General features: G+C 74.3%; 4 protein-coding genes. 3 read left to right on the forward strand and 1 reads right to left on the reverse strand.

From position 1 onward, the window contains the following. Positions 1-319 precede the first annotated feature (319 nt). Complete coding sequence (locus tag ACGFMK_RS22990) at positions 320-3,397, reverse strand: ATP-binding protein (RefSeq protein WP_392766574.1); 3,078 nt, start codon at positions 3,395-3,397, stop codon at positions 320-322. A gap of 658 nt (positions 3,398-4,055) precedes the next feature. On the opposite strand from ACGFMK_RS22990, the gene ACGFMK_RS22995 reads away from it, so the two are divergent. The 3 genes from ACGFMK_RS22995 to ACGFMK_RS23005 form a co-directional block, all read left to right on the forward strand. Next, positions 4,056-6,038 carry an amino acid transporter gene (locus ACGFMK_RS22995; RefSeq protein WP_392766577.1) on the forward strand — a complete coding sequence of 661 codons (1,983 nt, stop codon included), beginning with the start codon at positions 4,056-4,058 and terminating at the stop codon, positions 6,036-6,038. A gap of 194 nt (positions 6,039-6,232) precedes the next feature. After that, positions 6,233-7,786 carry a Na+/H+ antiporter gene (locus tag ACGFMK_RS23000; protein WP_392766580.1) on the forward strand — a complete coding sequence of 518 codons (1,554 nt, stop codon included), beginning with the start codon at positions 6,233-6,235 and terminating at the stop codon, positions 7,784-7,786. 2 nt (positions 7,787-7,788) lie between these two features. Beyond that, positions 7,789-8,397 (forward strand): hypothetical protein (locus ACGFMK_RS23005; protein WP_392766583.1); only part of this gene is annotated, 609 nt, incomplete at its 3' end.

Genomic DNA, 8,397 nt, shown 5'->3' on the forward strand with positions numbered 1-8,397 from the left:
TGAGGTTGTGGTGCGCGGGCGGTCGTGGTCGAGGTTGGGTCTCGTGGGGGCGTGCGGCCTGGCTGCTTCCGGTTGTTGTTCCGGCGGGATCCGCGCTGGTGCTGGGATTCCAGCTCGGTTGAGGTTGTGGTGCGCGGGCGGTCGTGGTCGAGGTTGGTTCTCGTGGGGGCGTGCGGCCTGGCTGCTTCCGGTTGTTGTTCCGGCGGGATCCGCGTTGATGCTGGGATTCCCGCTCGGTTGAGGTTGCGGTGCGCAGGCCGTCGTGGTCCAGATTGGCGTACGCCGGGCACGGGTTGGTCGCTGCGGGCTGGTGGGCAGGCTATTTCTGGGCGCGGGCGTTGTTCAAGCGGGATCCCCGCTGATCCCGGGAACGCAGCTCGGCCGAGGCCGCCGCGCGCAGGCCGTCGTGGTCCAGGTCCGCGTACGCCGAGACGGCCTCGGCGTACGCGGTCGGGCCGGCTCGTTCCGCGACCTCCCGCAGCCGCGTGATCGACATCGCCGGCTGGAAGGACCGTTGCAGGCCGAACCGCTCGGCGAGCGCGACCAGCCGGGCACCCGAGACCGTGTCGCCGCGGCCGAGGTCGGAAACGGCCAGTGCCACCAAAAGCGAGCCGCACGCGGGGAACTCCACGACCGGCGCCGTTGTGACCATTGTGGACAGTGGGCCGGGCAGGCCCGCGACGACGTCCGCGACCAGGTCCACCCGGTCGTGCCGGGCGTGGGTGACCACCGCGACGGCCTGGACCTCCCACTTCCAGAGCCCCGCGCCAGGGGTGGCGCGCAGGTGGTCGGCGGCCTGCCGCCACAGGCGGAGGCCACCCTCGACGTCGCCGCGGCTGAGCAGGATCTCGGCGCGGGAACAGACGTCGAACATCGGCAACCCGATCGGTTCGTCGTCCCCGGCGCCCGGCTGCAGGCCCTGCTCGGCCTCGTCGAACGCGCCGCGCTGCAGGTTGGCCAGCACCTTCGCCCAGCGGGCCCGGGTGGACGTGGAGCGCGCGCCGAGCTCTTCGAGCAGCGACAGCGCGATGTCGATGTGCCGCAGGGCTTCGTCGCCGGGATCGACCTGCAGGCACAGCTCGCCGACACGGGCGTGCGCGAGGGCCACCGGCAGCGGCGTGCCGTCGTGCTCGAGCCGCGCGAGCATCCGGCGGGCCGCCCGCAGCGCGCCTTCGAGGTCGTTGGCGCTTTCCCTGGCGTAGCTGGCGACGTAGCAGGCCATGCCCGCGAGGATCGGCCGGTCGCTGTCGCAGAGCCGTTGCAGCGCAGCGTCATCCGGTGCGCACAACGCCGCCTGGATGGCCCGGACCGGGTCGTCCGGCGGCGCGGCCGGCAGCCGGCGCAGGGTGACCAGGGTGCGGCGGGCCGAGGGGGTGCGCATGAGCAGGCTGATGAGCGCGCCCAGCACGGCCGCCGTCCGGGTGGCTTCGAGGAGGCCGGGCGCCGGGCGGTAGTGCGACAGCAGCCACGCGGTGTCCTCGGCGAGCGCGGTGAGCCGCGTGAAGTTCGACTCGGTGACCCATAGGCTGCCCAGGACGGCCGCGATCGCGGCGACGGCCGGGCCGTCTTCGCGCTCGAGCCCGTGGTGCAGGGCCAGTGCCAGGTTGTCCTCTTCGACCCGGATCCGCCCGACGGCCTGCACGAGGTCGGGACCGACGACCGACTCGTGGTGCGTCGTCCCGAAATCCCGGGCCCAGGACAGGAAAGCCCCGAGCACGCGGCCGGTTTCGCCGTCGATCTCGTCGCGGCGCGCCCCGCTGAACTCGCGCACGGTCTCCAGCATCCGGAACCGGGTGCCCGCGGTGTCGTCGGCCGCCTTCAGCAGCGACTGGTCGACCAGCTGCTCGAGCACGCCGTCGTCACCGAGCAGGTGGCGGGCGGCGCCGGCCGTGAAGCCGCCGGGGAACACCGAGAGCGCGCGCATCGCGGCCTGCCCGGTGCCGTCGAGCAGGTGCCAGCTCCAGTCGATGACGGCGTGCAGCGTCCGGTGCCGGCCGGGGGCGTCCCGGGCGGTCCCGCGCAGCACGGTGAACCGGTCCGCCAGCCGCTCGCCGATCTCGGCGACGGACAGGGTCCGGATCCGGGCCGCGGCCAGCTCGACCGCGAGCGGCAGTCCGTCCAGTCGCTCGCAGAGGGTCCGGACGGCCTCCGGCGGCAGGTCGGCGCCGGGCCGGGCCGCCCGGGCGCGCTGGGTGAACAGCTCGGCGGCCGTCGGGAGGTCCAGCTCCGGTAGCGGGTAGACCGCCTCGGACGACAGGCCGAGCGGGGCCCGGCTGGTGGTCAGCACGCGCAGCTCGCCGCTCAGCGAGACCAGGCCGTGCGCCAGGTCCGCCGCACCGCGCACGACGTGCTCGCAGTTGTCCAGGATCAGCAGCACGGGGTTCGCGCCGAGGGCTTCGGCGACGTCGGCGAGCGCCGCGCCGCCGCTCACGCCGAACTCGGCCGCGACCGCCGCCGCGACGTCGCCGTCGGAGGTGAGCCCGGCCAGCTCGATGAAGTGCACCACCCGCTGGTCGGCCTGGCGGCCGACGGCGTGCGCGAGCCGGGTCTTCCCGAGACCGCCGGGGCCGGCGATCGACACGACCCGCGACGTGCGCAGCAGCGCGGTGACCGCGGCGATGTCCCGGTCCCGGCCCAGCAGCGGGTTCGGTTCGTGGCGGACGCCGTGGCGCTGCGCGGGGGCGTCGGCGAGCAGCAGCTCGCGGTGCAGGGCCCGCAGCGCGGGTCCGGGGTCGCTGCCGAGCTCGTCGCGCAGGGCCCGCCGGTGGTCCTCGTAGCGCTTCAGGGCCGCGGCCGGCCCCGCGGTCGTGGCCTCGCAGCGCAGCAGCTCCAGCAGGACTTCCTCGTCCGACGGCCGGTCCCGCCGGACTTCGGCCAGCGGGCCGGCCGCCTCGGCGTACCGGCCGAGCCGGGCCAGGGCGAGCGCCCGGGAACGGGCCAGATTCCGGTACGTCGTGGCGCGAGCGGCCCGCAGCGCGGACAGCGGGCCGGTCGGGGCGGCGTCCGCGGGCCCGTCGTAGAGCGCGAGCCCGGCTTCGGCGTGGCCGAGGGCGCCCGCGTGGTCGCCGTCGCGGGCGGCCCGCTCGCTCGCCGCCGCGTGGAGCAGAACGGCGGCGGTGTCGACCTGCTCTTCGCGCAGCGCGAGGCGATAGCCGGTGGGGGTGTTCACGATGACGTCCGGGCCGAGCCGCGCCCGGGTCCGCGAAACCAGGACCTGCAACGCCTTGGCCGGGTGCTCGGGCCGCTCGTCCGGCCACAGCTCGGCGACCAGCCGGTCCGCGCCGCACCCCGTGCGCAGGGTGCCCGCGAGCAGGGCCAGCAGCGCCCCCGGCCGGGACCCGGTGAGCTCCCGGCCGCGGAAGGAGACCCCGGACAGCAGGGCCAGCTCGACGGTCACGAACGTCAGGCTATCGGGGCCGGGGCCGATCCCCGGGTCTTGCGGGCCTGGACGGCCCGACGGCCGGGTTTGGCCGCGCCGGTGGGCTCGCGGGCGTGGATGCAGTTTCCGGGCAGCGGGGCCGGCTCGGACGTCAGGCTGTCGGGGCCGGGGCCGATCCCCGGGTCTTGCGGGCCTGGAACGCCCGACGTCCGGGTTTGGCCGCGCCGGTGGGCTCGCGGCCGTGCAAGCAGTTCCCGGGCAGCGGGGCCGGCTCGGACGTCAGGCTGTCGGGGCTGGGGGCGATCGCCGGGTCTTGCGGGCCTGGACGGCCCGGCGTCCGGGCTTGGGCGCGCCGGTGGGCTCGCGGGCGTGGATGCAGTTTCCGGGCAGCGGGGCTGGCTCGACGGCCGCGGACGTCAGGCGATCGGGGCTGGGGTGGTCCCCGGGTCTTGCGGGCCTGGACAGCCTGGTGTCCGGGCTTGGCCGCGCCGGTGGACTCGCGGCCGTGCCAGGAGACTTCGGACAGGGGGCCGGCTCGACGGTCGCGGACGTCAGGGCTGTCCGGGCCCGGCGCCGGACCAGGCCGGGTGCGCCGGGCCCGGGTACGCCGGTCCGGCGCGGGTCGGGCATTCTTGCGCCCGGGAGTGCAGCATGCCGCCGATCGGGGAGTCGTAGCTTGAGCACCGCACCAGAATTCGTGGTTCCGGCCGTCGTGGACAGTCCGGTGCAGGCGAAGCCGCCGTCCGGCCCGGCCGTGCGGTGGCTGCTGGAGCACCGGGTGTCGCCCTCGGGGCCGGAAGCGGCCGAGGACCACGCCAAGCCGCAGGCCTGGTGGAAGGTCATGTGCCTGACCGGCGTCGACTACTTCTCGACCCTGTCCTACCTGCCGGGGATCGCCGCCCTCGCCGCGGGCGCGCTCTCGCCGCTGGCGACCCTGCTGATCGTCGCGCTGACGCTGCTCGGGATGCTGCCGATGTACCGGCGCGTCGCCCGGGAAAGCCCGCGCGGGCAGGGGTCGGTGGCGATGCTGGAGGACCTGCTGCCGTTCTGGCGCGGCAAGATCTTCGTGCTGGTGCTGCTGGGGTTCGTGGCGACGTCGTGGATCATCACGATCACCCTGTCCTCGGCGGACGCCTCCGTGCACCTGCTGGAAAACCCCTACCTGCCCGGGTTCCTCCACGGGCACGCCGTGCTGATCACGGTCGTGCTGCTGCTGATCCTCGGCGGCGTCTTCCTGATGGGCTTCAGCGAGGCCGTCGGCGTCGCCATCCCGCTGGTGGCCGTTTTCCTGCTGCTCAACGCCATCGTCGTGGTCGTGGCCGGCGTCGACCTGTTCTCCGACTCGGCCGCGCTGTCCCGCTGGACGGACGCGCTCACCGCGGGCGGCGGCGGGTTCGGCGGCATCGTGGGGCCGGCCGTGGTCGCGTTCCCGCTGCTCGTGCTCGGCATGTCGGGCTTCGAGACCGGGGTCAGCATGATGCCGCTGGTCGCGGCCGAGGGGAAGTCCGACGAAGAACGGCTCGAGTCGCGCATCCGCAACACCCGCAAGCTGCTGACCGTCGCCGCGCTGATCATGTCGGTGTACCTGATCGCCACGAGCTTCATCACCACCGTCCTGATCCCCGCCGACAAGTTCAAGGAAGGCGGGGAAGCGAACGGCCGCGCCATGGCCTACCTCGCCCACCAGGAGCTGGGCGAGGCGTTCGGCACGGTCTACGACATCTCCAGCGTGCTGATCCTGTGGTTCGCCGGCGCGTCGGCGATGGCCGGGCTGATCAACATCGTGCCGCGGTACCTGCCCTCCTACGGCATGGCGCCGGAGTGGGGCCGCGCGGTCCGGCCCGTCGTGCTGGTCTACACCGTGATCAGCGTGCTGATCACCGTCGCGTTCGGCGCCGACGTCAACGCCCAGGCCGGTGCGTACGCGACCGGGATCCTGGCGATGATGGTCTCCGGGGCCGTCGCGGTCACCATCTCGTCGCTGCGCCGCAAGCAGGTCGCCGGGACGATCGGCTTCGCCGTGCTGACGCTGGTGCTGCTCTACGCGCTGGTCGAGAACGTCATCGAAAAGCCGGACGGCCTGGCGATCTCGGGCCTGTTCATCCTCGGCATCATCGTGGTGTCGCTGGTTTCGCGGGTGTCCCGCACGACCGAGCTGCGGGCCGAGCGGATCGAGTTCGACGAACAGGCTCGCCGGTTCGTCACCGACTCGCTGGCCAACGACGGCGCCCTGAACATCATCGCCAACCGGCGTCAGGGTGGTGACTTCGCGGAGTACTCGGCCAAGGAGGCCGAACAGCGGGGGATGAACCCGGTGCCCGGCACCGCGGACACGCTCTTCCTCGAGATCGACGTCGTCGACCCGTCCGAGTTCAGCAACGTGCTGCAGGTGCGGGGCGTGGAGGTCGACGGGTACCGGATCCTGCGCGCCGACAGCCCGGCGGCGCCCAACGCGATCGCCGCGGTGCTGCTGGCGCTGCGGGACGCGACGGGCGTGCGGCCGCAGTGCCACTTCGAGTGGTCGGAGGGCAACCCGCTCGGGCACCTGTTCCGCTACCTGATCCTCGGCCGCGGCGACACCGCGCCGGTCGTCCGCGAGATCCTGCGGACCACCGAGGACGACCCGGCCCGCCGCCCCGGCATCCACGTCGGCGGCTAACGGCCGGCACACCCGACCGTCCGAGTTCGCCGGCGCCGCCGCGTGCCGTGTTGGCCACTCCTGGCGGTGTGCCGGCCGTTCGGGGAAGCACGTGCGCCGAGGTTTGCCCCGGTGGGGCGGGCGCGTCGCGTAGGCTGAGCGCGGCGCGCCGGGAAGTCTGGTCGGCATCCGGATCGGGATGTGGAGGACCGGCGATGCGCGGGGTCGAAACCGTACTGTTCCTGGTGGTCGTCGCGACCGTGGTGGCGACGTTCGCCAAGCGGTTGCGCGTGCCCGCGCCCTCGTTGCTGGTCGTCGCCGGGGTCGCCCTCGGGCTGCTGCCCGGGGCGGCGGCCGTGCAGGTGACGCCGGAGATGATCAGCCTGGTCGTGCTGCCCCCGCTGCTGTTCGCCGCGGGGGAGGAGCTGCCGTGGCGGGACCTGCGCGCCGTCGGGCGGCCCGTGGCCGTGCTGTCGGTGGGGCTGGTGCTGCTCTCGGCCGCGGCGGTGATCGGCACGGCCGTCCTGGTGACGCCGTTGCCGGTCGGGATGGCGTTCGTGCTCGGCGCGGTGCTGGCCAGCACGGACCCGGTCGCGGTGACGGCTCTGGCCCGGCGGCTCGCCCTGCCGCCGCGGGTGCAGGCCCTGATCCAGGCCGAGAGCCTGTTCAACGACGCGACGAGCCTGCTGCTGTTCCGGGTCGCGCTGTTCCTGGCCGTCGCGGGTGGCGCCGCGTCGTGGGGCCGGACGGCCGGCGAGTTCGCGATCCTCGCCGGCGGGGGTGTGGCGGTCGGCGTGCTGACCGCGCTGGGGGCGTTCGTGATCCGGCGGCGCACCGAGGACCCGGTGCTGGAGACGGTGATCTCGCTGGTCACGCCGTACGCCGGGTACGTCGTGGCGGAGTCGGTCGGCGGCTCGGGCGTGACGGCGGTCGTCGTGGCGAGCGTGCTGCTGGGGACGCAGGCCGAACGCCTGACGACCGCGCGGATCCGGCTGCAGGTCGGCGCGGTCTACCAGACCGTCGTGTTCCTGCTGGAGAGCGTCGTGTTCGGCCTGATCGGGCTGCAGCTGCCCACCCTGGTGCGCCGCCTGACCGGCAACGGCGCGTGGTGGCTGCTGCAGGCGGTGGCCATCGCCGTGACGCTGGTGCTCGTGCGCCTGCTGCTGGTGTTCGTGCTCTCGGCGATCCGGCAGCGCCGCGGTGGGCAACGGCTGTCCTGGCAGGTGCCCGCCGTCGTCTCCTGGGCGGGGGCCCGCGGCGTGGTGCCGCTGGCCGCGGCGCTGTCGCTGCCGGTGGCCACTTTGGACGGTGCGGCGCTGCCGGGGCGTGATCTGGTGCTGTTGCTGACGACGGCGGTGATCGTGCTGACGCTGGTGGTGCAGGGCTTCACGCTCGCGCCCCTGGTGCGCCGCGCCGGGATCGCGCTGGACCCTGACGACCTGCGGAGCGAGTTCAGCGCCGCGCGGCGGAAGCTCGCCGAGGCCGGCCTGGACCACCTGCGGCACCTGGCCGAAACCGAGTCGGCGCCGGAGTTCGTGGTCGACCAGCTGCGCACGGGCTGGCAGGCGCGGCTCGAACGCATCGAGGACGACGTCGGCGAGGGTGCCGAGGATCTGGAACGAAGGATCGACTACCGGACGCTGCGACGGGAGCTGATCGACGTCGAGGCCGCCGAGCTGACCCGGCTGTTCGAGAAGGGCGAGATCACCGACGGAACCCGCCGCCGGATCCAGCGGCTGCTGGACCTGGAACAGGCCGGGCTGGAGTGAAGATGACCGGAGCCGGCCGCGAGCGGGAACGCCGGCGGCGCACCCGTTCGCTGCTCGGCCTCGGCTATATGGCCGGGTTGTCGGCCCTGCTCGGGCCGAAGGCGGGCTGGGTGCCCGCGGCGGGCGTCCTGCTCGGGACGCTCGCGCTGGTCCACCTCTTGCTCACGCTCGTCGTCCGGTGGGACCTCCGGAAGGAACGGCGGCGCCGCGCCGCCGGCGACCCGCCGTCGTGGCCGGCCCAGCTGCCGGTTTCGGCGGCCCGGCTCCTGGGGGCCAAGGCACCGGGACGGCACGCACGGCGGGTCGAAGAGGTCGGCGAACTGCTGGGGCGGCTGACCTTGGCGGGTGGCGAATTGCGGTGGGCCCTCAGGGAAGGCGACCGACGGCGCGGTGTCGGCCCGCTGGTATTCGACCGGTCCTGGGCCGCGGAGGTCGTGCCGCGGTGGGGCCCGGGCCGCCAGGGCTGCCTGACGCTGACCCATCCCGGCGGGACGGCGGTCGACGTCTGGATCCGCGATCCCGCCGACCTCGGCCGGGTGCTGGCCGGCGGGCCCCCCTCGGGACCGGCCCCCCGGCCGGAACTCACACCACCGCCGCGGTCAGGCCGCCGT

The organism is Amycolatopsis sp. NPDC049252, assembly GCF_043197175.1.
GTDB lineage: Bacteria > Actinomycetota > Actinomycetes > Mycobacteriales > Pseudonocardiaceae > Amycolatopsis.

Bases quoted from the DNA above. Each gene is read 5' to 3' on its own strand.
- ACGFMK_RS23000 (WP_392766580.1), top strand. From the start codon at position 6,233: ATGCGCGGGGTCGAAACCGTACTGTTCCTGGTGGTCGTCGCGACCGTG.